The organism is Leucobacter iarius (genome assembly GCF_039530105.1).
GTDB classification, from domain to species: domain Bacteria; phylum Actinomycetota; class Actinomycetes; order Actinomycetales; family Microbacteriaceae; genus Leucobacter; species Leucobacter iarius.
Map to the genome: position 1 here is coordinate 1,972,775 of NZ_BAAAOB010000001.1, position 23,235 is coordinate 1,996,009.

Genomic DNA, 23,235 nt, shown 5'->3' on the forward strand with positions numbered 1-23,235 from the left:
TCTCGCGTTTCCGGCTTCGGGGGCTTCCGGGAATCCCTACGCTGAGGGGAAATCCCGAGCGAAGGAGAACCGGTGACCGACACCCCCGAAGCACTCGACCAGGCCCCTAGCACCTCCGCGGTGAGCGTCGGCGAAGCCGAGCCGTTGGCCCGCGCGGCCTGGGCGCTGCAGTCGCCGATGCTCACCGAGTACTACGACACCGAGTGGGGTGTGCCGGTCTTCGACGAGCGCGGGGTGTTCGAGCGGCTCACGCTCGAAGCCTTCCAATCGGGGCTCTCCTGGATCACGATCCTGCGCAAGCGAGAAGCCTTCCGGGCGGCGTTCGACGGCTTCGAGCCCGAGGCGATCGCGGACTACGGCGAAGCCGACGTCGAACGGCTGCTCGCCGACGAGGGCATCATCCGCAACCGGATGAAGATCCTCGCCACGATCGGCAACGCGCGAGCCACGCTCGCGCTGCGGGACGATCCGAAGGCCGGCGGCCTCGAGCGTCTGGTCTGGGCGGCGATGCCCGAGCGTTCTCCGCTGCCCGAGACGGATGCCGAGGTGCCGAGCACGTCTCCGGAGTCTGTCGCGCTCGCGAAGGAGCTGAAGCGCCGCGGCTTCTCCTTCGTCGGGCCCACCACGGTCTACGCCCTGATGAGCGCCATCGGCATCGTCGACGTCCACCTCCGTTCGAGCCACCGACGCGGCTGCTCGGAGCTCTGGGCGGTCGACGGCGCCCGCACCGACGTACCGCTCCCGTTCGCGAGATGAGGGGCTCGGGAGCGCCCACGAACCGAGGCCGCCCGCGCTCGATAGGATGGTCGGGTTCCCGAAGCCCCTCTTCACCCCTGGAGCAGCATGCCTGAACCCAGCGCGGCGAGCAGCGAGATCACGGCCGAGACCGTGCAGCATCTCGCCGGACTCGCCCGGATCGCCCTCACCGACTCCGAGGTCTCCTCGCTCACGAGCGAACTCGGATCGATCCTCACCAGCATCGCGAAGGTCAGCGAGGTGGCCACCCCCGAGGTACCGGCCACCAGCCACCCGATCCCGCTGAGCAACGTCACCCGACCCGACGAGGTCTCCGACGTGCTCACGCAGGAGCAGGCGCTCATGAACGCGCCCGATGCGGCCGAGGGCATGTTCCGCGTGTCGTCGATTCTGGGCGAAGAGCAGTAGAGGACGACATGAACGATCTGATCACGCTGACCGCGGCCGAGCTGGCCGCGAAGATCTCCTCGGGTGAGGTCTCCTCCGTCGAGGCCACCCGCGCCCACCTCGACCGCATCGCCGAGGTCGACGGCGCGGTGCACGCCTTCCTCGCGACGAACGAAGAGGCGTCCCTGGCGGCCGCCCGCGACATCGATGCCCGCCGTGCTGCGGGCGAGGCGCTCGGCGAGCTCGCCGGCGTGCCCCTCGCGGTCAAGGACGTGCTCGTCACCACCGACATGCCGTCCACCTCGGGATCAAAGATCCTCGAGGGGTACCGCTCGCCGTTCGACGCGACCACCGTGGCGAAGGCCCGGGCAGCCGGTCTCGTCTCCATCGGCAAGACCAACATGGACGAGTTCGCGATGGGCTCCGCCACCGAGAACTCGGCATACGGGCCCACCCACAACCCGTGGTCGCTCGACCGGGTGCCCGGCGGGTCCGGCGGCGGGTCCGCGGCCGCGGTGGCCGCCTTCGAAGCTCCGCTCGCGCTCGGCTCCGACACCGGCGGCTCGATCCGCCAGCCGGCCGCGCTCACGGGCACGGTCGGTGCCAAGCCGACCTACGGCGGGGTCAGCCGCTACGGCGCGATCGCGCTCGCATCCTCGCTCGATCAGGTCGGTCCCTGCGCGCGCACCGTGCTCGACACCGCGCTCCTGCACGACGTGATCGCCGGTCACGACCGGCACGACTCGACCTCGCTCGACTTCGCGTGGCCCTCGATGGCCGCGGCCGCGCGCGGGGGAGTCGATCCGTCGAGCCTCAAGGGCCTGCGCGTCGGCGTGGTGAAGCAGCTGATGATCGACGGCGTGCAGCCCGGCGTGAAAGCCAGCTTCGAGCAGGCGCTCGCGCTGCTCACCGCGCAGGGCGCCGAGATCGTCGAGATCGACGCCCCGCACTTCGAGTACGCGGTCGCCGCCTACTACCTGATCCTCCCGTCGGAGGCCTCGAGCAACCTCGCGAAGTACGACTCCGTGCGCTTCGGCCTGCGCGTCGCCCCCGAGGGCGGCGGCACCGTCGAGAGCGTCATGAGCGCGACCCGCGAGGCCGGGCTCGGCGCGGAGGTCAAGCGCCGCATCATCCTCGGTACCTACGCGCTCTCCGCCGGCTACTACGACGCCTACTACGGCAGTGCTCAGAAGGTCCGCACGCTGATCCAGCGCGACTTCGCGAACGCGTTCGCGCAGGTCGACGTGATCGCCTCGCCCACCGCGCCCACCACCGCGTGGAAGCTCGGCGAGCACGGCGGAGACCCGATGCAGGACTACCTGAACGACGCCACGACGATCCCCGCGAACCTCGCCGGGATCCCGGGGCTCAGCCTGCCCATCGGCACCGCGAGCGAGGACGGCCTGCCGGTCGGCCTGCAGCTCATGGCCCCCGCGTTCGAAGACGCCCGCCTGTACCGCGCGGGCGCCGCGATCGAGCGGCTCATCGCCGAGCGCGACGGCGCTCCGTTCTGGGCCCAGGCGCCCGCACTCACCGGAAAGGCTGGCGCATAATGGCCAAGACCAAGCTGATGGACTTCGACCGCGCCCTCGAACTCTTCGAGCCGGTCATCGGTCTCGAGGTACACGTCGAGCTCAACACCAAGACCAAGATGTTCAGCACGGCGCCGAACGTCTTCGGGTCCGAGCCGAACACCAACCTCGCCCCCGTCTGCCTCGGTCTGCCCGGCTCGCTCCCGGTGGTCAACGAGCAGGCCGTGCGCTCCTCGATCAGCCTGGGCCTCGCGCTCGGCTGCGGCATCGCCGAGGTCTCGGGCTTCGCCCGGAAGAACTACTTCTACCCGGACATGGGCAAGAACTACCAGATCTCGCAGTACGACGATCCGATCGCGCACGACGGCTCGGTCGAGATCGAGCTCGCCTCCGGTCGTGTCGTGCACGTGCCCATCGAGCGCGCGCACATGGAGGAGGACGCCGGCAAGCTGAACCACGTCGGCGGCTCCACCGGTCGGATCCAGGGCGCCGAATACTCGCTCGTCGACTACAACCGCGCGGGTGTTCCGCTGGTCGAGATCGTCACGCGGCCGATCTTCGGCGGTGAGGCCGATGTCCCCGAGATCGCGGCAGCCTACGTGTCGACCATCCGCGACATCGTGGTGGCGCTCGGCATCTCGGACGCGCGCATGGAGCGGGGCAACATCCGCTGCGACGCGAACGTCTCGCTACGCCCCCGCGGCAACGAGGACGCCGGCATGTCGGTGCTCGGCACCCGCACCGAGACGAAGAACGTGAACTCGCTGCGCTCGATCGAGCGCGCGGTCCGCTTCGAGATCCAGCGGCAGGCGCTGATCCTCTCCGAAGGCGGCTCCATCACGCAGGAGACCCGCCACTGGCACGAGGACACCGGCGAGACCTCGCCCGGTCGTCCCAAGAGCGACGCCGACGACTACCGGTACTTCCCGGAGCCCGACCTCGCTCCGCTCACGCCGTCGCGCGAGCTGGTCGAGGAGCTGCGCGCCGCGCTGCCCGAGCACCCGACCCTGCGCCGCCGCCGGCTGCGCGAGGACTGGCAGTTCTCGGCGCTCGAGTTCCAGGACGTCGTGAACGCCGGCCTGCTCACCGAGATCGAGGCGACCGTCGCCGCCGGCGTGCCGGCCCAGGCCGCGCGCAAGTGGTGGATGGGCGAGATCGCACGCATCGCCAAGGAGCGCTCCGCCGCGCCCACGGACCTCATCACGCCCGCGCAGATCGCCTCGGTCGTCGAGCTCGTCGAAGCGGGAACCCTCAACGACAAGCTGGCGCGTCAGGTGATCGCCGGCATCATCGACGGCGAGGGCACCGCCCAGCAGATCGTCGACGCCCGCGGTCTCGCGATCGTGTCGGACGACGGCCCGCTGATCGAGGCCGTAGACGCGGCGCTCGCCGAGCAGCCGGACGTGCTCGCCAAGATCCGCGACGGTAAGGTGCAGGCCGCCGGTGCGATCATCGGTGCGGTCATGAAGGCGATGCGCGGGCAGGCGGACGCGGCCCGCGTGCGCGAGCTCGTCATCGAGCGCGCCTCGGCCGAGTAGGCAGAGCCATCGCGGGGCGGACCCGCGAACGGACGGCCCGCCCGGATCCCCACGGATCCGGGCGGGCCGTCCGCGTGATCAGCCCCAGAACGCGCCGAGCCGATCGGCGAGCACCACGCCCTGCGCGAATCCGGCCCGTGCCGCGCACGGACGCAGCGACGGATTCATCGCGTTCGCTCCGATCAGCCGCGCGGCCTCCTCGTCGGGTCCGACGACTTCGACGGTGCTGCCCGCCGCGCGCAGATCGTCCGCCTGCGCCGCCAGCTGCATGCGCCACTCGATCGGGTGGCGGGTACGCCCGCCGAAGGGGGACAGTACGAGCACCCGTTCGCTGCCGACCGCGAGATCCGCGTTCTCGTTGCGACGGTACCCGCCGTCGATGAAGGAGCGGCCGCAGGCGCGATGCGGGGCGCCGCTCGCGCAACTCGCCGCGACGGCGTCCGCGAGCTCGATCCCGTTGTCGCGATCGAAGACGACCGGGGATCCGTCCGCGGCATCGACGGCGACGACGCGCAGATCGCGCGCCGGCCAGCGCTGATCGGGCAGCCGGGAGGCGACGACCGCGCGCCAGCGCGCGCTCCGCGCCGGATCGGATGCACCGTCGAGCTGCAGCGCCGCCGCGCCCATGCGGCGTCGCATGTCCGCAGGGTCCGCGGAGGCGGCGATGATCCGGGAGGTGCGGTCGAGCTGCTCCGCGACCGCGACCGCGACAGAGGCAGAGGCAGAGGCAGCCGAGGCGGCCGCGACGGGGGCACCGCCCGCGCGGCCGCCGCCCGCACCGGCCGGGCCGGCTGCACCCGTCGGGCCAGCTGCACCCGTCGGGCGGGAGGCCAGCGCGGCTTCGTGCAGTTCGATGGGGGAGCGGAACGAGATCTGCGCGGCGGTGGTGGCGCCGGCCGAGGTTCCGATGAGCAGTTCGGCGGCTGCGGCATCGACGCCCTCGTGCAGGAGCCCGGCGAGGACGCCGAGCATCCAGGCGTTGCCGGTGGATCCGCCTCCGCCGAGCACGAGGGCGCGGTCGCGCGCCGATTCGTGCGTGGGCGGAGCGGGGGAGAACGGAGAGGAAAGCGGGGAGGCAGGCATGATGTTCGTCTTTCGCGAGAACGAATGCGAGCGCGTGCCTCCGGTCGCGACCGCTACGGTCGGGTGATCGTGGACTCCGGGGAAGCACCCGCTGCGAGTACTGGGGTCATGGGGGCTCACCTCCTGCCGTCCGATCGTGATCGGGACGAGGCTAGCACGCCCGGCCGAACGCCGGAGGGGCCGTTGTCGGTGGTCTGTGCTGGAATGGGAGCGTGATGGAGGGGAACGATGCACCGGGCGGGAGCGCGCTCCGGGCGCAGGCGTCGATGCTGCACGTCGACATGGACTCCTTCTTCGTCTCGGTCGAACTGCTCGAGCAACCCGAGCTCCGCGGGCTCCCCACCGCGGTGGCCTTCGATACGGCTCGCTCCGTCGTGTCGAGCGCCAGCTACGAGGCCCGGCGTTTCGGCGTCCGATCCGCCATGCCGGTCGGTCGGGCCAAGCAGCTGTGCCCGCAGCTGATCCTGATCCCGCCCGTGCACTCCAAGTACCGCGACGCCTCGCGCGCGGTGATGCGGGTGTTCGAGGAGTTCACGCCGCTCGTCGAACCGCTGAGCATCGACGAGGCGTTCCTCGACGTCGCCGGATCGCTCAAGCTGTTCGGTGAGCCGACCGAGATCGCCCGGCAACTGCGAGCACGTGTGCGCGAGCAGACCGGACTGCCGGCCTCGGTGGGGCTGGCGGGCACGAAATTCATCGCCAAGCTCGCCTCGCAGCGGGCGAAGCCCGATGGGATCCTCGAGATCCCGCCGGCCCGCACGCTCGAATTCCTGCACCCGCTCCCGGTCGAGGCGATGTGGGGCGTCGGCAAGGCGACCGCACGGTCGCTGCAGTCGCGCGCCATCCGCACGATCGGGGAGCTCGCTCGCGAGCCGCTGCCGAGCCTGGAGCGCCTGGTCGGGCGGGCCTCCGCGCTGAAGCTGCACGCGCTGGCCAACGGCCGCGACGCGCGCGCCGTCGAGACGGAACGCATCGAGAAGAGCATCGGCCATGAGGAGACCTTCGCGATCGACGAGACGGATCGCGCGGTGCTGCACCGCGAGCTGCTGCGGCTCTCCACCCGGACCGCGGAGCGGCTGCGCGAGCACGGCGCCGAGGCGCGCACCATCGCGATCAAGGTGCGCTGGGACACGTTCGAGACGGTGACGCGATCCCGCACCCTGCCGGAGGCGACGAACGCGACGCAGCGCATCTACCGCACCGCGTGCGAACTGCTCGACGGCCTGGGAGCGTCGCTACGGCCCGTGCGTCTCATCGGGGTCCGCGCCGAGCAGCTCATGGCGGCGGGGTCCGATCCCGCCGGGTTGTGGAGCGACGACGACGATTGGCGCGCGGTCGATCAGGCGGTCGACGAGGTGCGCGGCCGCTTCGGTCGCGATCAGCTCACCTCGGCGCGCCTGCTCACCGGGCGGGGGCAGGTGGTCGACGCGCGCTCGCTCGAACCGCCGGCGTGATCGCGGCTCAGCTGCGCTCCATGGTGCGCAGCAGGGACTCCAGGATCGCGGCGAGCCAGTCGTAGACCAGCACCGTGCCGCGCGATTCCTCGTCCTCGAGCAGGCGATCGTGGTCCTCCTCGACCTCGAGGCCCACGCGCGCCGCCATGGCGAGCCGCAGCGCCGTCAGCGTGCGGATCCACGCGGGGAAGGTGGCCTCGGTGATCTCGAGGGTCACCGGAGCGGGGTCGTCGGGATCGCTGCCCGGGCCGAGCTCGGACGTGACCGTCAGCGCATCCTGGAGCTTGCGGTTGAGCAGACCCTGCTCCGTGACCCGGCGGAACGCCGACGCGTTGCCGCCGCCCTCGTAGGCGTCGGGGAACAGGCGCGCCAGCGCCGGGTCCTCGGGCAGGACCTCGCTGCCGCCGACCTCGAGGCTGGCGAACAGCGGATCAGGGTCGAGCGCCGTCTTGCTGTGGCTCTGCAGCAGCGCGATCAGCTGGCTCACCAGCTGATCGAGCAGCTGCGCCTCGTCCGGATCGAGTCCGAGGCGCACGCCCTCGGGTACGGGCAGCAGCCTCACGAAGCGTCCTCCTTGCGGACCGTGGCCCAGAGTCCGTACCCGTGCATCGCCTCGACGTGCATCTCCATGGCCTCGCGGCCGCCCTCGGCCACGACCGCGCTGCCGTCGTGGTGCACGCGCAGCATCAGCTCTTCGGCGCGCTCGGTGGAGAATCCGAAGTGCGAGCGGAAGACGTACGAGACGTAGGACATGAGGTTGACCGGGTCGTCCCAGACCACGGTCTGCCAGGGGCGCTCGGGCGCGGGCGCGCGGTGCAGCTCGTGCTCGGTGCCGACGCCGGTGCCCGGCTGCGTCTCGGTGGCGACCATCAACCCCACCCCAGCTCGTGGATGCGTTCTTCGTCGATGCCGTAGAAGTGGGCGATCTCGTGCACCAGGGTCACGCGGATCTCGCGGACGAGCTCGTCGTGGTCCGCGCAGTGCTCGAGCAGGTTCTCGCGGAACAGGATGATGCGATCGGGCTCTTCGCCGTACCCGTAGCGCTCGCGCTCGGCGAGCGAGAACCCCTCGTAGACGCCGAGCAGGTCGCTGCCGTCCTCGGGGTGGTCCTCGATCAGGAAGATGACGTTGTCGAGCTCGGAGAGCATGTCCTCGTGCAGGCTGTCGAGTCCGTCGGACACGAGGGCCTCGAAGGCCTCTGGCGAAACGTCGAGCATGCCTTCACCCTACAGAAGCGCCGGGGTGATCGGCAGGGGGCGGTAGCATTCCGGCAGCGGACGGGTGCGCGAATCGGGAGGTCGGATGAGCGGCGGCGAGGACACGACGCAGCGGGTCCTGCACGAACTCGATGCGGCCGAGGCGCTCGCACGAGGCGGGGAACCGGACGCGGCGATCGCCGCGTACATCGAGCTCGTTCCCCGGGTCGAGCGGGCGTTCCCGCATGACCGGCTCGTGCTCGCCGGGGCGCTCGATCGGTTCAGCGCCGCGCTGTCGACGGCTGGACGGTTCGACGAGATGACCGAAGCGCAGGAGCGGGCGATCCGGGTCGCGGAGGGCGCGGGTCGGACCGCGGAGGATCTCGCGCGGATGCGGATCTCGCTGGGGGACCGCCTGCGCGACAACGGGCGCCTCGATGCGGCGATCCGCGCCTACGCCCGCGCGGCGGAGACCGCGGAGCCCGAGACCGGGACCGCGCATCCGGCCGTCGTGGAGGCCGGGATCGGCATGGCGGAGTGCGCGGCGGATCTCGGACGGCACGGCGACGCGCTGCACAGCTATCGCTGGGTGGTTCCCGCGGCGCGGCGCGCGCTCGGCGATGCTGCGGAGCCGACGCGCCGGGCGGAGGCGGGGATGCGGGCCTCGGCATCGGTGCGGCGCCGTCGGATTGCGGCGGTGGCCGGTGCGGTGCTCATCGCCGTCATCGTCGGCGCGGTGCTCTGGGAGCAGTTCGCCTGAGCCGCTCGGCCCCGGGGTCAGCGGCGGAGCAGCTCGAGCGCTTCCGGATCCGCTCCGGCGGTGCGCAGGCGGTCGCGGAGCGCGCGGCCCGCGACCTCGTAGGGCGCGACGCTGCCGAACAGCAGCGACCGGGCATTGGCGTGCTCGGTGAGAGAGACCAGTTCGAAGGCCAGCGCGGACGCGGATTCCGCCCGGAGCTCGCCGCCGGCGATCGCCGCCTCGACCTGCAGTTCGAGATACCGGTACCACTCGGCGAGCGCGGCGCGGACGGCATCGCTCACGGGCCCCGGTTTGGAGTCGACGTCGGCGGCGGTGGCGGCGAAGAAGCACCCGCCGCTGAAGACGCGGTCGCGGGAGTAGGCCAGGGCGTTGCCGAGCAGGGCGGCGAGTCGGCGCGCGCCGCGCGGCTCGGCGCGCGCCGGTTCGATGATCCGCTCGGTGAAGATCTCGCGGGCCACGGCGACCGTGGCGAGCTGCAGTCCCTCCTTGCTGCGGAAGAGGGTGGCGATGCTGCTCTTGCTGCTTCCGGCGGCGGTCGCGAGCCGGCCGATGGTGAGGCCGTCGAGGCCGTCGACCGAGGCGAGGTCGGTGGCGCGCTCGAGGATGACGCTGCGGGACGCGTCGCCGCGGGCGCGGCGTCCGTCCGTTTCGGTGCGGTCGTTCATGAATTCGAGTATACGAACGAACGTTCGCTTACTATAGGCATGATCGTTCGTATTGTTGCGGGAGGAGAGTGCTGTGCCAACCATGATCGAGCTCGTCGCGGGAGGGATCCGTGGAGTGTCGCGGGTGTCGCCGCGATTCGGAGGCGACCTGGCCTATCGCGCGTTCTTCTCGACCGCGCCGCGCATGCGGGTGCGGGAGTCGGCGCGGGCGGTGCACGATTCCGCTCGGAGGAGCGTGCTGCGTCTGCCCGGAGGTGAGGCGGCGGCCTTCGAGTGGGGCGCGGGGGAGCGTTCCGCGCTGCTGCTCCACGGCTGGAAGGGGCGGGCTTCGCAGTTCGTCCCGCTCGTGGAGCGGCTGGTGGGGGACGGCTTCCGTGTCGTCGCCTTCGACGCGCCCGCGCACGGCGACTCCCCGGGGAGGCGCACCGATGTGCGCGATTGGATCGCAGCAGCGGAGGTGCTCGCCGAGCGCCACGGAACCTTCGAGCTGCTCGTCGGGCACTCGTTCGGATCCCTCGCCGCGCTGACGCTCGCCCGGTCGACGCTGCCGGCCCCGCGGGTGGCGGTGGTCGCGGGTGCGGCGAGCCCCGAGGCCTTCGTCGACGCCTTCGTGAGCGATTTCCGACTGCGGAGCGCCAGCGCGGATCGCCTGCGCGAGCGATTCCGGAGGCGGCTCGGCGTCGATGAGGCGGAGCTCGTGCGGCGCTACGACGCGGTGCGGGATCCCCTGCCAGCCGAGACCGAACTGCTGCTCGTGCACGATCGCGGGGATCGGCGCCTCGCCGACCGGGACGCGGTGCGGCTGTGCGAGGTGCACGGGGGCCACGCCCGGCTCCTGCGGACCGCGGGGCTGGGGCACTCGCGGATCCTCTCCGCGGACGCCGTGCTCGACGCGATCTCGGGTTTCGCCCGGGACGGTCTCGGCGGGGTCGCGCCCGTGAGCGGGAGCGCCGATATCGGGTCGGCCCTGGTGGATCCGCCGCCCGCGTGAGATAGTTAGCCGCATGGCACACTATCGGGACGATCTGGACGCGGTGCTGCTCGCGCTGGCGGACCCGACGCGGCGTCGGATCGTACGTCGTCTCGGGCGCGGACCCGCGAGCGTGGGCGAGCTCGCCCGCCCGTTCGAGATGACGCTGCCGTCGTTCATGAAGCACGTGCGCACGCTCGAATCGAGCGGAGTGATCCGCACCAGCAAGACCGGACGGGTGCGCAGCTGCGTGCTGAACCGCGACCGGCTCGCGCTGGTCGACGACTGGCTCGCCGAGCAGCGCGAGCTCTGGTCCGATCGGACGGACCGGCTCGAGGCATTCGTCACCGATCGTCACGCCGACCGCGCCACCGAGCAGAAGGAGCCATCATGAACCAGCACTTCGATCCCGAACGGGACCTCAGCATCGAGCGCGTGATCCGGGCTCCGCGTGAGCGGGTCTGGCGGGCGTGGACCGATCCGCTGCAGCTCGCGCAGTGGTGGGTGCCGGCCCCGACGGTCGCGCGCATCGATCGATTCGAGCCGCGCCCCGGCGGTGCCTTCGTCACCAGCATGAGCGACGACGGCGAGGATTTCGTGCCGCACACCGACGGCATCTTCCTGCTGCTCGAAGAGGGGCGCCGGCTGGTCTTCACGAACGCGATCACCAGCAGCTGGCACCCCGCGGAACCCGCGCCGGTGGCGATGACCGCCGAGATCCTCTTCGGCGAGCACCCCGACGGGACGGCCTACCGGGCGGTCGTGCGGCACGGGGATCCCGCGGATCGCGCCAGGCACGAGGAGCTCGGCTTCTTCGACGGCTGGGGCGCGGTCACGGCGGCCCTCGTCGAACTCGTGGAGCGCGGCGCCGACACTGCCGAGTGAGCCCCGCGCGGGAACCGGTGCGACTGGTCTGACCGGTCCGACCGGCGCGTCAGCGCGCCGCCAGGTACGCCTCGCGTTCCTCGACGGAGAGCAGCACGCAGAACTGGTTGCCCTCGGGATCCGCGAGCACGACCCAGCCGCTGCCCGGCCCGGCGATGCCACGCTGATCGGCGACCTGCACGGCGCCCAGCCCGAGCAACCGCTCGATCTCCGCCGCCTGCGTGCCGGCGCGGGGACGCAGATCGAAGTGGATCCGCTTCGCCGGCAGCTCGGCGTCCGGGACCTCGATGAACAGGAGCCGATGCCCGGTCTCGGGATCCCGGATCATGCACTCCTCGTCGCCAGACGTGTTCGGTTCGTCGTCGAGGTCGACGTACCCGAGCAGCTGCTTCCACCACTCCGACAGCGCGTACGCGTCGTGGCAGTCGATCGTGGTGTGCGCGATGAAGCTGGTCATGGACCGATGATCGCAGGGCGCGCGGCGCAGCGCATCCCGCTGGGGCGTCCGGGGTGTGGCTAGACTGCTTGCCAGTGACACGGGGTGCCGCATCGGGCGGCTGAGAACACACCCGTCGAACCTGATCTCGTTAGTACGAGCGAAGGGATGTCGCGATGAGCGATCTTCTGCGTCCACCGTCCGCACCCGGCCACGCCCGCGAGGCCGCGATCCTTCTGGGGGCGGTGCGCGCACGCGCGCCGCTCACGCACTGCATCACGAACGCGGTGGTCACCGGCTTCACCGCCAATGCGCTGCTCGCGATCGGCGCGGCCCCGGCCATGGTCGACATCGTCGGCGAGGCCGGGATCTTCGCCGGCGCCGCATCGGGCCTGCTCGTCAACCTCGGGACGCCGACCCCCGAGCAGCGGCGGGCGAGTCGAGAAGCGGTCGCGGGAGCGGTCGCCGCGGGAACCCCCTGGGTGCTCGACCCGGTCGCGATCGGAACGCTGCCGATCCGGACCGAGCTGGCGCGGGAACTGCTCGACCGCCGACCCGCGAGCGTGCGCGGCAACGCCTCCGAGATCCTCGCGCTCGCGGGCCGCAGCGCCGGCGGCCGAGGCGTCGACGCCACCGCGGCCCCCGAGGACGCCGCGGACGCGGCCGTCGAGCTGGCCCGCGGATCCGGCGCGGTGGTGGCCGTCTCCGGCCCGGTCGACCTCATCACCGATGGCGAGCGGATCGTGCGGGTGGCGAACGGCGACCCGCTGCTGACCCGGGTGACGGGAGGCGGATGCGCGCTCGGCGCCGTCATGGCCGCGTTCCTCGGAGCCGCACACGCCGACGTCGACGCCGATGCCGGAGCCGATGCGCTCGGCGCGGTGGTCGCCGCGCACCTCGCCTATGCCGTCGCCGCCGAACGCGCCGCATCGCGCGCGTCGGGTCCCGGTTCCTTCGCCGTGTCTCTGCTCGACGCCCTCGCGGAGCTCCGTCCGGAGGACGTCGAATCGGCGGCGCGCATCGAGCTCGGGGAGGTCGCGGCATGATCCGTGATCTCTCGCTGCACCTGGTCACCGACCCCGTGCTGAGCGGTTCTCGCGGCGTCGCGGAGACGGTGCGGGCTGCCGTGTCCGGCGGAGTCGGCGTGGTCCAGCTCCGCGACAAGGGAGCGAGCGATGCCGAGACCGTGGATCGGCTCGTCGAGCTCTCCGGAATCATCGACGGTCGGGCCCGACTCATCGTCAACGACCAGCTCGGAGCCGCGGTCTCGGCCCGCGCCCGGGGCGCTCGCGTCGACGGCGTGCACCTCGGCCAGGGGGACGCGTCGGTGCTCCGCGCGCGCGAGCTGCTCGGGCCCGATGCGCTGATCGGACTGACTGCGAACCGCGCCGAGCACCTCGACGCCGTTCGCGCGCTTCCGGCGGGCACGGTCGACTATCTCGGCGTCGGAGCGATCCGGCCGACGAGTACCAAACCCGATCACCCGCCGGCGCTGGGGTTCGAGGGTTTCCGAGCGTTCGCCGAGGCGAGCCCGCTGCCCTGCGTCGCGATCGGCGGGATCGTGCCGGACGACGCCGCCGCCCTGCGCGAAGCGGGCGCCGCGGGCGTCGCCGCCGTCGCGGCGCTCTGCACCAGCCCCGATCCGCGATCCACCGCGACGGAGTTCCTGCGGAACTGGCGCCGGGGCGCGACACCGCGAGTGCTCAGCATCGCCGGCAGTGACCCTTCGGGCGGCGCGGGGATCCAGGCGGACCTCAAATCCATCGCGGCGAACGGCGGGTACGGCATGGCCGCGCTCGCGGCGCTGACCGCCCAGAACACCCGCGGGGTCCGCGGAGTGCATGTGCCGCCGGCCGAGTTCCTGCGGGCCCAGCTCGAAGCGCTCTCCGAGGACATCGTCGTCGATGCGGTGAAGCTCGGCATGCTCGCGAACGCGGAGATCATCGAGACGGTGATCGCCTGGATCGACGCGGTGCGGCCGAGCATCGTCGTGCTCGACCCGGTGATGGTCGCGACCAGCGGGGACCGGCTGCTCGATGCTGCCGGAGAAGCCGCGCTGCGCGGGCTGGTCGAACGGGCCGACCTCGTGACCCCGAACCTCGCGGAGCTCGCGGTGCTCACGGGCCGCGAGCTCGGAGGCTGGAGCGACGCGCTCGTCGCGGCGGAAGCGCTCTCGGCGGAGAGCGGCGCCGCGCTGCTGGTGAAGGGCGGTCACCTCCCGGGCGATACCGCACCGGATGCCCTGGTCGATGCCGGGCGGGGGATCCGGCGGGAGTTCCCGGGCGCACGCATCGCGACCCGGAACACGCACGGCACGGGCTGCTCCCTCTCCTCCGCGCTGGCGACCCGCCTCGCCCGCGGCGAATCCGCCGAGCAGGCCGTCGCCGGATCCCGCGCCTGGTTGCGGGAGTCCCTGCGCGCCGGATCCGGACTGGGCGTCGGCTCCGGCCACGGTCCCGTGCACCACTTCGCCGGGCTCTGGGAGCGAGGCGGGCTCGAGACCCGACCGTCGGCCGAGGACATCCGAGAAGCGTGGTGGGGCCGGATCTCGGGCGTGCGGTCGGGGATCGACCGCCTGCCGTTCATCACGGCGCTCGCCGACGGCTCGCTCGCCGAGGCGCCGTTCCGGTTCTACCTCGCCCAGGACGCCCGCTACCTGCGCGAGTACGCGCGAGTGCTCGCCGAGGCCTCCCGGCTCGCCCCGGACCCCGAGGAGCAGGCGTTCTGGGCGGAATCCGCGCGCGGCTCGATCCTGGGGGAGATGGAGCTGCACGCCTCCTGGCTCACACCCGAGCGGGGCATCGTCGGCGAGACCTCGGACGCGGAGCCGGCACCCGCGACCGTCGCGTATCTCGACCACCTTCGCTCGGTCGCCTTCGGCGGGGACTATCCCGAGCTGATCGCCGCGCTGCTGCCCTGCTTCTGGCTCTACACCGACCTGGGGAGTCGGCTGCGCGCGGGGGCGCTCCATCCGTTCGCTCGCGATCCCGAGCACCCGTACGCGTCCTGGCTCGACACCTACGCCGATGCCGGGTTCGCCGCGGCGGCCGAGCGCGCGATCGGCATCGTGACCCGAGCGGCATCGCGCACCGGAGGCGAGCAACGCGCGCGCATGCTGCGCGCGTTCGAGACGTCCAGTGCGCACGAGCGGTCCTTCTTCGCCGCGCCGATGGCCGAGGAGGGCGCCGACCGCGCGTGAGCCGCCGGTTCGGCGGGGACCCGAGGTTGCCCGTCGAACCGGTGCATCGCTACCGTCGAAGCATGTCCTCGGAGCAGCAGCCCACGTCCACACCCGACTCGAGCGGATCGCGGTCGGGTATCGCGCGCTGGGTGTTCTGGCCCACCGCGGTCGTGGTGGTCGCGTTCGTCACGGCCACCCTCGTGAACCCCGAGGCCATGAACGCCGGGATCGGAGCGGTGCAGAGCGCCATCATCGCGAACTTCAGCTGGTGGTACGTGCTGCTCTCGTTCGGCTTCGTGCTCTTCTGCGCCTACCTCGGGTTCTCCCGGAAGGGCAACGTGAAACTGGGCCGTCCGGAGCACGAGCCCGAGTTCTCGCTGATGAGCTGGTTCGCGCTGCTCTTCGCTGCGGGCATGGGCATCGGCCTCGTGTTCTACGGGGTGACCGAGCCGCTCAAGCACTTCGCGACCCCGAAGCCCTCGATCGTCGACCAGAACCTGCAGCCGGGTGCGCTGGCGCAGGAGGCGATGTCGACGACCTTCCTGCACTGGGGATTCCAGCCCTGGGCGATCTACGTGGTCGTCGGACTCGCGCTCGCGCACGCCATCCACCGCCGAGGGCGTCCGCTCGCCGTGCGCTGGGCGCTGGAGCCGCTCATCGGCGAGAAGGCGACCCGCGGCGGGTGGGGCAACGCGATCGACGTGATCGCGCTCGTCGGCACGGTGTTCGGCGTCGCGACCTCGCTCGGCCTGGGCGTGACCCAGATCAGCGCGGGCCTGCAGGCGCTCGGGGTGATCGCGGACGACAACCACTGGATCGAGTACGCGATCATCGGCGTCGTGACCTGCTTCGTGCTGTGGTCCGTGCTCTCGGGCGTCTCCCGGGGCATGAAGTGGCTCTCGAACATCAACCTGATCCTCGCCGGCGGACTCCTGCTCTTCGTACTCATCGTCGGCCCCACGCAGTTCCTGGCGAAGGAGATCCTGCAGTCGATCGGGCACTACCTGCAGAACTGGCTCGGGATGTCGACCGACACCTCGGCGTTCACCGGAAGCGCCGGCGCCGAGTGGCAGGCCTCCTGGTCGACCTTCTATTGGGGTTGGTGGATGAGCTGGGCGCCGTTCGTCGGCGTCTTCATCGCGCGCATCTCGCGCGGCCGCACGGTGCGCGAGTTCATCCTCGGCGTCATCCTCGTGCCCACGCTCGTCACGTTCGTGTGGTTCGGGGTGCTCGGAGGAACCGCGATCTTCAACGAGATGTTCCGGCCGGCCGGATACACCTCGGTGATCGGCGCCGGTGGCGCCGTCGACGCGAACTCCGCACTCTTCCAGGTGCTCGAGCAACTGCCCGCGGGCGGTGTGCTCGTGGTGGGCGCCATCGTGCTCTCGGCGATCTTCTTCATCACCTCGTCCGACTCGGGATCGCTCGTCATGGCCATGCTGGCCACGGGCGGCGATGCGGAGCCGCGCAACTGGATCCGCGTGTTCTTCACACTCGCGACGGCGGCGCTCGCCGCGGCGCTGCTGCTCGCGGGCGGGCTGTCAGCGATCCAGACGCTCGCCGTGACCATCGCCCTGCCGTTCAGCGTGATCATGATCCTCATGTGCGCGGCGACGTTCAAGGCGCTCCAACGCAACGTGCGACGCGCGGATCGGCTTCGGCGCGAGGCGTTCGTCGCTGATCTGTCCGAGCGCTTCGGCCTCGACTCCGACGACGACGCCATCGAATCCGGTCCGCGCAGCGCCGACGCCTGGTGGAACGGGCTCAGCAGCCGCCGCCGGCGCGACATCGTGCGTGGCGTGACGCAGGTGGCGCAGGCGCTGCCCGAGAAGCACCGCGCACGCCTGCTGGGCCGCCGTGAGCCGGACGCCGACGCGGACCGACAGAGCTGATCGCCGTCGGGGCGGTGCTGCTGCATCCGCCCCGACGGCGCCGGTCACCGTCCGCAGCTGAGGGTCAGCGTGATCTGGGAGCTCTGCTTGGCTTCCTTGCCGCTGCCGGGGCTGACGGACTTGACGATGTCCTTGCCGGGGTCCGGCTTGCCGCTTCCGGTGTCGCACTGCAGCACGACCTTGGTGAAGCCGGCCCCGGCGAGCGCGCTCTGAGCGTCCGCGCCGGTCCGTCCGGTCAGCCCGTCGGGCACCTTCGCGAGGTTCCCGCTGCTGCGGAGCAGCGAGATCGTGGATCCGGCCTGCACCGCGCTGCCCGCGGCCGGGTCGGTCTTCGCGACCATGCCCTTCGCGACCGCGGAATCGGTGGTGCCGCCGTCGACCACGGTGAAGCCCGCGGCGGTGAGCGCGCTCGTCGCCTGCTCGACGGACTTCCCGGTGACATCGGGCACCTGCTGGGTCGTGACGCGGAGGGCGGACTCCGACGGTTCGGGGAATGCGTCGCCGCCGTACTTCCGATCGGCCTCGTTCATCAGGGCCGGCCAGATGGTCTGGTCGGCGTACATCAGATTGCCGAAGAAGCGGGTCGATACGCGCTCGCAGGTCTTCGCGTCGCGCGGGTCCACGCAGGTCGGTCCCACGTTGCCGACCCAGGTGGCGGTCGCGACCTTGGTGCTCGCACCCACGGTCCAGTTGTCGACCACGTCGTCGGTGGTACCGGTCTTCGCCAGGTGCGGGACGCCGGTGGAGGAGGCCGCGTGGCTCGCGAGACCGTTGGTCACCGTGTACTGCAGCGTGTATGCGACGCCCGCGGCGACCTCGGGGGAGATCGCGCTGCTGCACTTGCTCCTGGTGAATTCGACGGGCTTGCCGTCGGGGCCCGTGATGGACTCGATCGGCACAGGCGTGCACACCTTGCCGCCGCCGGCGAACGCGGCGTAGGCGGAGGCCATGGTGATCGGGGCGATCTCGTCGACACCGGCGAAGGTGTTCGAGGGCACCATCGAGAGATCGCGGAAGTCGCCGGTGAGGGTCGGGACGAACGGCTTGGTCGGATCCTCCTCGCTCTTCGGGAGGTCCGAGGCGCGGTGGATGCCCAGGTCCTTCGCGGTCTGGAAGATCTCGCACAGGTCGAGCTTCTGCGCCATCGAGACGACGCCGCCGTTGATCGAGTTCGCGATGGTGGTGCGCACCGATTGCGTGCCGCGGATGCCGAGGTTGTCGTTCGAGAAGGTCCACGGCCCGTAGCTGTAGACGCCATCGGTCATGCACGATGCGCGGAAGGACTGCTGTTGCACGGTGCGCCCGTTGACGTTGACCAGATCCCGTACGGAGTTCCCGCTCTTGAGCCACTGGGTCAGCGTGATCGGCTTGAACGTCGAACCGACTTGGAAGCCGCCGGAGCCGCCGTACTCGAAGTCGGTGTTCCAGTTGATGCTCGTGTAGTTCGGGTTCTTCTTGAGGAAGTCGCCGTCGTCGCTGAACGGGCGGCTCTGCACCATGGCGAGCACCTTGCCGGTGTCGACCTGGACCGAGGAGCTGGCACCGCCGGCGTCGATCCCATCGATCCGCTGCGGCACGGTGTCGTGCATCGCCCGAAGGCCCGCCGCCTGCATGTCGAGGTCGATGGTGGTCATGATCTGGTAGCCGCCGCGGCGGAACTTGAACATGCGCTCCTCAGCCGTCGCGCCGAAGCTCGCGTCGGTGCGGATGTAGCGCTGGACGTAGTCGCAGAAGTGGCCGAGACCGTAGTTGCCCTCGGCGACCGAGCAGCCCGGCCGGCGCGGCTTGATCTTCGGCGTGACCGGGGTCGCCTTCGCCTCGTCGTACTGCGCCTGCGTGATCTTGCCGTGGCGGAGCATCGAGCCGAGGATCTTGTTGCGGCGCTCCGTGTTCCGCGCCACGTTCTCGGGCAGGTCGAGCTGCAGCTGTGACGGGTTGTTCACGATCGCGACGAGGCTCGCTGCCTCCGCGAGGGTGACGTCCTTCGCGGACTTGCCGTAGAAGTACTGGGCAGCGGACTCGATGCCGTAGACCTGTCGGCCGAACAGCGCGATGTTGAGGTAGCCGAGGAGGATCTCGTCCTTCGAGTACTTCTTCTCGATGCTGATCGCGAGCTTCATCTCCTTGAGCTTGCGGTCCGTGGTTTGCTTCATCGCGTCGTTATAGGCGGCCTTGCGCTTCTTCTCGTCGACGATCGCCTGCGACTCCTGGATCAGCACGTTGCGCACGTACTGCATCGTCACCGTCGAAGCCCCGGAGATATTCTTGTTCGTGAGATTCTGCAGGATCGCCCGGCCGGTCGAGATGATGTCGACGCCGCCGTGCGAGTAGAAGCGCGGATCCTCCTCGGCGACGACCGCGTCCTTCACGTATTGGGAGATGGCGTCCCAAGGCACCGTTCTGCGGTCCTGGTCGTAGAAGGTCGCCAGCTGGACGGTCTTGCCGCCCTTCTTCGCGTACAGGGTCGAGGGCTGTGCGAGCTCACCGGGGTTGAGGTGGTCCGGCAGATTCTCGAAGATCTTGATCGCCGAGGTCGCTCCGGCTCCGGTGAGCGCGACGACCGGAGTGATGGCCGCGGTGAGCAGCACTCCGGCCACGACGCTCATGGCGATGGCGCCGAGGAGGCTCGCGAGGACGCCTCCGAGGCTCCGGGGCTTCGTCGTTCGCACCCCGGTGGAATGCATGCGAGACGGGCGTGATGAATCTCGTTCGGGCATGCGCAGATTCTATGGGAGTATTTTTGCGAGAAATGGACTTCGTCACGAGAATGTGACCATACAAAAACGATATGCGGTTTATGGTAGTTCAGTTGTTTGCATATTCGACGGCTGCTCCGGACTCGACATCCTCGTCGGCGGCCGGGGCTTCCGCGGGCCTCGGACGTGTGCGCCCGGTGCGCCAGAGATAGCACGCGATCACGCCGGTTCCGCACGCGAGACCCGCGATCCACCACGGGAACGGGACCTCGGCGGACGCCCGGGCCGCGACGGTCGCGCTCTTCGGCGTCGGCAGGACGCGCTCGCCGGTGACGAGGATGCGGTGGCTGTTGATCCCGAGCGGCGTGCAGGTGATCAGCGTGACCAGGTCCCGCCCCGGTTCCTGCCGCAGCGAGGCCGTGTCCTCCGGGCTCACGACCCGGGTGGAGACGACCCGGTACGACAGCACGTCGCCGAGCACGTTCACCGTGAACCGATCCCCGACGGCGATCTCGTCCAGACGGGTGAACATCGTCGCCTCGGCCAGGCCGCGATGGGCGGTGATCACCGCGTGGGTGTCGGTGCCGCCGACCGGGAGCGAGGTGCCCTGCAGGTGCCCGGCGCCCTGCAGGAGCGTCTCGTCGCTGGTCCCGTGATACACGGGCAGGTCCACGCTGATCTTCGGGATCTGGAGACGGGCCATGATGCCGTTCGGCGTCACGAGCATCTTGCGGTAGTCGTACTCCGGTGCGCTGGTCGTGCCGTTCCCCGTCGGGACGTTGGAGCCGGGTTCGAGCAGCACCCCCGATGAGAGTGCTGCGTTGTAGCGATGCGCCGCGCGCAGCTGCTCCGCAGCGTCAGGGTCGGCGTGGGCGACCGCATCGTCGTAGCGGGAGACGATCGCCGACTGGTTCACCGTCGAGATCCAACTGGCTGCGGGCGAGTAGAGGATGAGCGCGAGACCGGCGAGCGCTGCGGCGCTCGTGAGCCAGGCCAGGAGCGAGGGGCGCCAGCGTCGCCGCGCGGGGCCGGCGACCGGTGCCCCCGTCGATCCGTGCGCGGCCGGCTCGACCGGCTCCGGCGCGAGGCCCTGCTGAATCCGACTCACGATTTCCCCCTTCGAACCGGGAGCTGCCGGGTGGTGGGGCGCCCGAGGGCGTCCCACCACCCGGCCTCCTCGGGTGATGCTGCTCGGCGAGCGGCTAGACCGCGCTGTCCGTACCCGATCGGCGGCGCAGGATCAGCGCGCCGCCCGCGGCCGCGATCAGCAGCGCGATGCCGCCGATGAGCAGGATCAGCTGCCCGTCCGAGCCGGTCAGCGGCAGGCCGGGTACCAGCTGCTGCGAGTTCGGAATCGCCTTGGTGGCATCGGCGTGCGCGGTCGCACCCGGGTGCACCACGAATCCGCGGGGCGTGCCGTCCGTGACGAATCCGGCCGGGGCCGCGGTCTCCACCAAGTAGTAGCAGCGCGTGTTCGTGTCGTACGGCTTGGCGCCGTTCACCGTGCGGGTATCGCCCACCCACAGACCGGGCACCGTGACCACGCCGCCCGCACCGGAGGTGTAGGAGCCGACCTTGGTGCCGGCCCCCGCGAGGGTCGCCGGGCAGGTCGCCGCGTTCACCATGTAGAGATCGAACTTCGCGCCCTGCAGACCCTCGTTCGTCGCCGCGTTCACCTTCTTGAGGTCGACCGCGCCCCAGCGAGTCTCGACCACGTTGGTCGGGTTGCCGGGATTGCCCGGGTTCGTGGGGTTCTCCGGATCGGTGGGCGGCGTCGGCCCGTTCGTGCTGTCGATGACCAGATCGTTGACGTTGGCCCAGGCGATGTTGGTGATCACGCCGTTCTTCAGCGCCGTCGCGGTGAAGCCGATGGTGATCGTGTCGCCGGCCTTGATCTTGGCGAGCCCGGAGGGGGTGAGCGATGCGACGAGCGTCTCGCCCATCCACGAGGCGGTGTAGTCGGCCGCGACGAGGGCGGTTCCGCTGCTGCTCACGGTGATCGCGTCGCTCGTGTGCTTCAGCGCCGGGTCGAGCGCGTCGAGCACGCGGAACTTCTTGTAGGTGTCGCCCGCCGCGATCGCGGGGACCTTCTGCGAAACGGTGAAGCCGATCTTGTCGCCGAGGATCACGCCGTTGGTGGGCTGGTCGGCGAGGTTCTTGACGGGGGCATCGCCGAGCTGATTCTTGGGGTAGACGTTCACGTCGTAGAGCCACTTGCCCGCATCTGCACCGATCGCGGGAGTCGGGACCGTGACCACGAAGGGCGCGGCGGTCTGCGTGATGGGATTCGCGCCCTTGTCGGTCTCGCGCACGAGGTAGGCGCCGACCGGCAGGCCGGCGAAGGTGGTCGTGCCGTCGGCCGCGGTCCGCTGCACGGGCTTGCAGGCGAGTGCGCGGCCGCTGATGGTCGTGTCCGTGTTCTTCACGTCCTTGGCGACGCCGCCCAGTGCGTTCACCGCGTCCCACGCGGCGTTGCCGCCGCCGATCAGGTCGATGCCCGCGATGGAGCAGACCTCGAACGAGACGCCCTGGAGCGGGCTGCCCCCGGCGCCCTGCGTCCCATCGGGGTTCTGGGGCGAGGAGAAGCCGGGATTCGCGTGCTTGTGGATCGTGATCGATCCGTTCTGCGCGGTGATCGGTCCGGAGACCGGGGCGGCGTTGGCGGTGGCTCCCAGTGCCAGGACGCCAGCCAAGCCGACCGTGAATGCTGCGGTCGCGGCGAGCAGTCTCCTGCCGCGCGACGGGTCGTTGCGATTCATCTTGTCTGTTCCTTTCAGTTCCACCGCCAGACGGTGAAGGTGTCTCGAGGCCCGCTTCGGCCTCGAAGTCAACGGAGGCTCGAGAGCTTCCTGCGCCGCAGCCGGTCCCCGAAGCCGAGGCCGAGCATCAGCAGGACGAACGCGCCGCCGGCGAGCCGGTAGCCGTCGGCCCCGAGGCCTCCGGTCAGCGGGATGGTCGGGACTCCCTGCTGGGTGTTGACGACGTCGGTGAGGACGGTCGTCGCGCTGCTCACTGTGACCGGGATCGGATCCCGCAGCAGCACGAAGCCGGCGGGAGCCCGGGTCTCTCGGAGCTCGTAGGAGCCGTATGCGAGACCGCTGAGGGCGAACCGCCCCGCGGTGGGGTCGGTGTCGGGGCCGGTGCACGCCGTGGGCGCGGCCGCGACGCAGTCGGTGATCGTGAGCGTCGGGCCGACGGGCGCTCCGCCGACCGGTTTCGGGGTCAGCGTCCACTCGGAGCCGCCGAGCGCCTGCCCGTTCGGATCGACCTTCTTCCAGGACAGGCTGCCGACGGCGGGGATGAGGCCGGCGTCGATGGTGGGGTCGTCGGGGGTGGTGGCCGAGTTCTGGCCGGTGGCCGGGGTGGTGACCTGCGCGGTGCCGTCCATGCCGGGGTTGGAGTCCTTGGTGCGGTCGGTTCCGGCGGTCTGCTGGGTGAATGCGTATCCGGTCGGGGCGGTGAACCGCACCGTGTACTTCGCCGCGCCGTCGAGGGCGGTGAAGGAATAGAAGCCGTTCGCGTTCGTGGTCGTCGTCTTGACGGTCGCTCCGGAGGCGTCCAGCAGGGTGACGGTGACGTCGGGCGCGGGCTTCTCGCCGGTGTCCTGGACGCCGTTGCGGTTGGCGTCGAACCAGACCGTGTCGCCGATGGAGACCTGGTTGCGGATGAGGCCGGCATCGATGGTGGGGTCGTCGGGGGTGGTGGCCGAGTTCTGGCCGGTGGCCGGGGTGGTGACCTGCGCGGTGCCGTCCATGCCGGGGTTGGAGTCCTTGGTGCGGTCGGTTCCGGCGGTCTGCTGGGTGA

At 70.8% G+C, this 23,235-nt stretch carries 22 protein-coding genes and 1 riboswitch; of the genes, 12 read left to right on the forward strand and 10 right to left on the reverse strand.

What is annotated here, in order from left to right; genetic code table 11:
• The first annotated feature begins 72 nt into the window (after positions 1-72).
• From ABD169_RS08855 to gatB, 4 genes are all read left to right on the forward strand, one after another.
• Positions 73-756 carry a DNA-3-methyladenine glycosylase I gene (locus ABD169_RS08855; RefSeq protein WP_344031479.1) on the forward strand — a complete coding sequence of 228 codons (684 nt, stop codon included), beginning with the start codon at positions 73-75 and terminating at the stop codon, positions 754-756.
• A gap of 87 nt (positions 757-843) precedes the next feature.
• Positions 844-1,164 carry an Asp-tRNA(Asn)/Glu-tRNA(Gln) amidotransferase subunit GatC gene (gene gatC, locus ABD169_RS08860; protein ID WP_084821110.1) on the forward strand — a complete coding sequence of 107 codons (321 nt, stop codon included), beginning with the start codon at positions 844-846 and terminating at the stop codon, positions 1,162-1,164.
• Positions 1,165-1,172: 8 nt separating this feature from the next.
• Entirely contained in the window at positions 1,173-2,696 is a 1,524-nt protein-coding gene (gene gatA / locus ABD169_RS08865) for an Asp-tRNA(Asn)/Glu-tRNA(Gln) amidotransferase subunit GatA (RefSeq protein WP_046455667.1), read from the forward strand.
• The gene (gatB, locus tag ABD169_RS08870) at positions 2,696-4,213 is read left to right on the forward strand and encodes an Asp-tRNA(Asn)/Glu-tRNA(Gln) amidotransferase subunit GatB (protein ID WP_344031482.1); all 1,518 of its coding nucleotides are present in this window, start codon (positions 2,696-2,698) and stop codon (positions 4,211-4,213) included. The genes gatA and gatB overlap by 1 nt, the downstream gene beginning before the upstream one ends.
• 78 nt (positions 4,214-4,291) lie before the next feature.
• Here gatB and ABD169_RS08875 read toward each other — a convergent pair whose 3' ends face one another.
• Positions 4,292-5,296, reverse strand: a complete 1,005-nt coding sequence (locus ABD169_RS08875) for a patatin-like phospholipase family protein (protein WP_344031484.1) — start codon at positions 5,294-5,296, stop codon at positions 4,292-4,294.
• Between the two features lie 215 nt (positions 5,297-5,511).
• On the opposite strand from ABD169_RS08875, the gene dinB reads away from it, so the two are divergent.
• The gene (dinB, locus tag ABD169_RS08880) at positions 5,512-6,750 is read left to right on the forward strand and encodes a DNA polymerase IV (RefSeq protein WP_344031666.1); all 1,239 of its coding nucleotides are present in this window, start codon (positions 5,512-5,514) and stop codon (positions 6,748-6,750) included.
• Between the two features lie 7 nt (positions 6,751-6,757).
• Here dinB and ABD169_RS08885 read toward each other — a convergent pair whose 3' ends face one another.
• From ABD169_RS08885 to ABD169_RS08895, 3 genes are read right to left on the reverse strand one after another with little or no spacing between them, the layout of a single operon-like run.
• Positions 6,758-7,312 (reverse strand): DUF2017 family protein, encoded by a 555-nt coding sequence (locus ABD169_RS08885; RefSeq protein WP_344031486.1) that lies wholly within the window; start codon positions 7,310-7,312, stop codon positions 6,758-6,760.
• On the reverse strand, positions 7,309-7,620 hold the full coding sequence (gene clpS / locus ABD169_RS08890) for an ATP-dependent Clp protease adapter ClpS (RefSeq protein WP_344031488.1): 312 nt from the start codon (positions 7,618-7,620) through the stop codon (positions 7,309-7,311). The genes ABD169_RS08885 and clpS overlap by 4 nt, the downstream gene beginning before the upstream one ends.
• Positions 7,620-7,967, reverse strand: coding sequence for a metallopeptidase family protein (locus ABD169_RS08895; protein WP_046454425.1), 348 nt, complete (start codon positions 7,965-7,967; stop codon positions 7,620-7,622). Before ABD169_RS08895 ends, clpS begins: the two co-directional genes overlap by 1 nt.
• An 85-nt stretch (positions 7,968-8,052) precedes the next feature.
• Between ABD169_RS08895 and ABD169_RS08900 the strand changes: the two genes are divergently transcribed.
• Positions 8,053-8,706 (forward strand): tetratricopeptide repeat protein, encoded by a 654-nt coding sequence (locus ABD169_RS08900; protein WP_344031490.1) that lies wholly within the window; start codon positions 8,053-8,055, stop codon positions 8,704-8,706.
• A 17-nt stretch (positions 8,707-8,723) separates the two neighbouring features.
• On the opposite strand, the gene ABD169_RS08905 is transcribed toward ABD169_RS08900, so the two are convergent.
• On the reverse strand, positions 8,724-9,371 hold the full coding sequence (locus ABD169_RS08905; protein ID WP_344031492.1) for a TetR/AcrR family transcriptional regulator: 648 nt from the start codon (positions 9,369-9,371) through the stop codon (positions 8,724-8,726).
• A gap of 82 nt (positions 9,372-9,453) precedes the next feature.
• Between ABD169_RS08905 and ABD169_RS08910 the strand changes: the two genes are divergently transcribed.
• Genes ABD169_RS08910 through ABD169_RS08920 form a run of 3 tightly spaced genes read left to right on the forward strand, consistent with a single transcriptional unit; the run spans position 9,454 to position 11,226 of the window.
• The gene (locus ABD169_RS08910; protein WP_344031668.1) at positions 9,454-10,362 is read left to right on the forward strand and encodes an alpha/beta hydrolase; all 909 of its coding nucleotides are present in this window, start codon (positions 9,454-9,456) and stop codon (positions 10,360-10,362) included.
• A 13-nt stretch (positions 10,363-10,375) separates the two neighbouring features.
• Complete coding sequence (locus tag ABD169_RS08915; RefSeq protein ID WP_344031494.1) at positions 10,376-10,735, forward strand: ArsR/SmtB family transcription factor; 360 nt, start codon at positions 10,376-10,378, stop codon at positions 10,733-10,735.
• On the forward strand, positions 10,732-11,226 hold the full coding sequence (locus tag ABD169_RS08920) for an SRPBCC domain-containing protein (protein WP_344031496.1): 495 nt from the start codon (positions 10,732-10,734) through the stop codon (positions 11,224-11,226). The genes ABD169_RS08915 and ABD169_RS08920 overlap by 4 nt, the downstream gene beginning before the upstream one ends.
• A 49-nt stretch (positions 11,227-11,275) precedes the next feature.
• Here ABD169_RS08920 and ABD169_RS08925 read toward each other — a convergent pair whose 3' ends face one another.
• The gene (locus ABD169_RS08925; RefSeq protein WP_344031498.1) at positions 11,276-11,683 is read right to left on the reverse strand and encodes a VOC family protein; all 408 of its coding nucleotides are present in this window, start codon (positions 11,681-11,683) and stop codon (positions 11,276-11,278) included.
• A 70-nt stretch (positions 11,684-11,753) separates the two neighbouring features.
• Positions 11,754-11,848: riboswitch (TPP riboswitch) on the forward strand.
• Here ABD169_RS08925 and thiM point away from each other — a divergent pair.
• From thiM to ABD169_RS08940, 3 genes are all read left to right on the forward strand, one after another.
• Positions 11,839-12,708, forward strand: a complete 870-nt coding sequence (thiM, locus tag ABD169_RS08930) for a hydroxyethylthiazole kinase (protein ID WP_344031500.1) — start codon at positions 11,839-11,841, stop codon at positions 12,706-12,708. Its footprint overlaps the riboswitch before it by 10 nt.
• On the forward strand, positions 12,705-14,861 hold the full coding sequence (locus ABD169_RS08935; RefSeq protein ID WP_344031501.1) for a bifunctional hydroxymethylpyrimidine kinase/phosphomethylpyrimidine kinase: 2,157 nt from the start codon (positions 12,705-12,707) through the stop codon (positions 14,859-14,861). Before thiM ends, ABD169_RS08935 begins: the two co-directional genes overlap by 4 nt.
• A gap of 62 nt (positions 14,862-14,923) precedes the next feature.
• Positions 14,924-16,735 carry a BCCT family transporter gene (locus ABD169_RS08940; RefSeq protein WP_344031503.1) on the forward strand — a complete coding sequence of 604 codons (1,812 nt, stop codon included), beginning with the start codon at positions 14,924-14,926 and terminating at the stop codon, positions 16,733-16,735.
• A 44-nt stretch (positions 16,736-16,779) separates the two neighbouring features.
• On the opposite strand, the gene ABD169_RS08945 is transcribed toward ABD169_RS08940, so the two are convergent.
• From ABD169_RS08945 to ABD169_RS08960, 4 genes are all read right to left on the reverse strand, one after another.
• Positions 16,780-19,452, reverse strand: a complete 2,673-nt coding sequence (locus ABD169_RS08945) for a transglycosylase domain-containing protein (protein WP_344031505.1) — start codon at positions 19,450-19,452, stop codon at positions 16,780-16,782.
• 88 nt (positions 19,453-19,540) lie between these two features.
• Positions 19,541-20,539 carry a class C sortase gene (locus ABD169_RS08950; RefSeq protein ID WP_344031506.1) on the reverse strand — a complete coding sequence of 333 codons (999 nt, stop codon included), beginning with the start codon at positions 20,537-20,539 and terminating at the stop codon, positions 19,541-19,543.
• Between the two features lie 94 nt (positions 20,540-20,633).
• Positions 20,634-22,190, reverse strand: coding sequence for a SpaH/EbpB family LPXTG-anchored major pilin (locus ABD169_RS08955; RefSeq protein ID WP_344031508.1), 1,557 nt, complete (start codon positions 22,188-22,190; stop codon positions 20,634-20,636).
• 68 nt (positions 22,191-22,258) lie between these two features.
• A partial coding sequence (locus ABD169_RS08960; RefSeq protein ID WP_344031510.1) for an SdrD B-like domain-containing protein occupies positions 22,259-23,235 on the reverse strand: 977 nt, incomplete at its 5' end.

Excerpts from the sequence above, each read along its gene's own strand:
- ABD169_RS08875 (WP_344031484.1), bottom strand. The coding sequence starts at position 5,296 with ATGCCTGCCTCCCCGCTTTCCTCTCCGTTCTCCCCCGCTCCGCCCACG.
- gatB (WP_344031482.1), top strand. The coding sequence starts at position 2,696 with ATGGCCAAGACCAAGCTGATGGACTTCGACCGCGCCCTCGAACTCTTC.
- gatA (WP_046455667.1), top strand. The coding sequence starts at position 1,173 with ATGAACGATCTGATCACGCTGACCGCGGCCGAGCTGGCCGCGAAGATC.
- ABD169_RS08910 (WP_344031668.1), top strand. The coding sequence starts at position 9,454 with ATGATCGAGCTCGTCGCGGGAGGGATCCGTGGAGTGTCGCGGGTGTCG.
- clpS (WP_344031488.1), bottom strand. The coding sequence starts at position 7,620 with ATGGTCGCCACCGAGACGCAGCCGGGCACCGGCGTCGGCACCGAGCAC.
- ABD169_RS08925 (WP_344031498.1), bottom strand. The coding sequence starts at position 11,683 with ATGACCAGCTTCATCGCGCACACCACGATCGACTGCCACGACGCGTAC.
- ABD169_RS08955 (WP_344031508.1), bottom strand. The coding sequence starts at position 22,190 with ATGAATCGCAACGACCCGTCGCGCGGCAGGAGACTGCTCGCCGCGACC.
- ABD169_RS08940 (WP_344031503.1), top strand. The coding sequence starts at position 14,924 with ATGTCCTCGGAGCAGCAGCCCACGTCCACACCCGACTCGAGCGGATCG.
- thiM (WP_344031500.1), top strand. The coding sequence starts at position 11,839 with ATGAGCGATCTTCTGCGTCCACCGTCCGCACCCGGCCACGCCCGCGAG.
- dinB (WP_344031666.1), top strand. The coding sequence starts at position 5,512 with ATGGAGGGGAACGATGCACCGGGCGGGAGCGCGCTCCGGGCGCAGGCG.
- ABD169_RS08945 (WP_344031505.1), bottom strand. The coding sequence starts at position 19,452 with ATGCCCGAACGAGATTCATCACGCCCGTCTCGCATGCATTCCACCGGG.
- ABD169_RS08900 (WP_344031490.1), top strand. The coding sequence starts at position 8,053 with ATGAGCGGCGGCGAGGACACGACGCAGCGGGTCCTGCACGAACTCGAT.
- ABD169_RS08895 (WP_046454425.1), bottom strand. The coding sequence starts at position 7,967 with ATGCTCGACGTTTCGCCAGAGGCCTTCGAGGCCCTCGTGTCCGACGGA.
- ABD169_RS08935 (WP_344031501.1), top strand. The coding sequence starts at position 12,705 with ATGATCCGTGATCTCTCGCTGCACCTGGTCACCGACCCCGTGCTGAGC.
- ABD169_RS08905 (WP_344031492.1), bottom strand. The coding sequence starts at position 9,371 with ATGAACGACCGCACCGAAACGGACGGACGCCGCGCCCGCGGCGACGCG.
- ABD169_RS08920 (WP_344031496.1), top strand. The coding sequence starts at position 10,732 with ATGAACCAGCACTTCGATCCCGAACGGGACCTCAGCATCGAGCGCGTG.
- ABD169_RS08915 (WP_344031494.1), top strand. The coding sequence starts at position 10,376 with ATGGCACACTATCGGGACGATCTGGACGCGGTGCTGCTCGCGCTGGCG.
- gatC (WP_084821110.1), top strand. The coding sequence starts at position 844 with ATGCCTGAACCCAGCGCGGCGAGCAGCGAGATCACGGCCGAGACCGTG.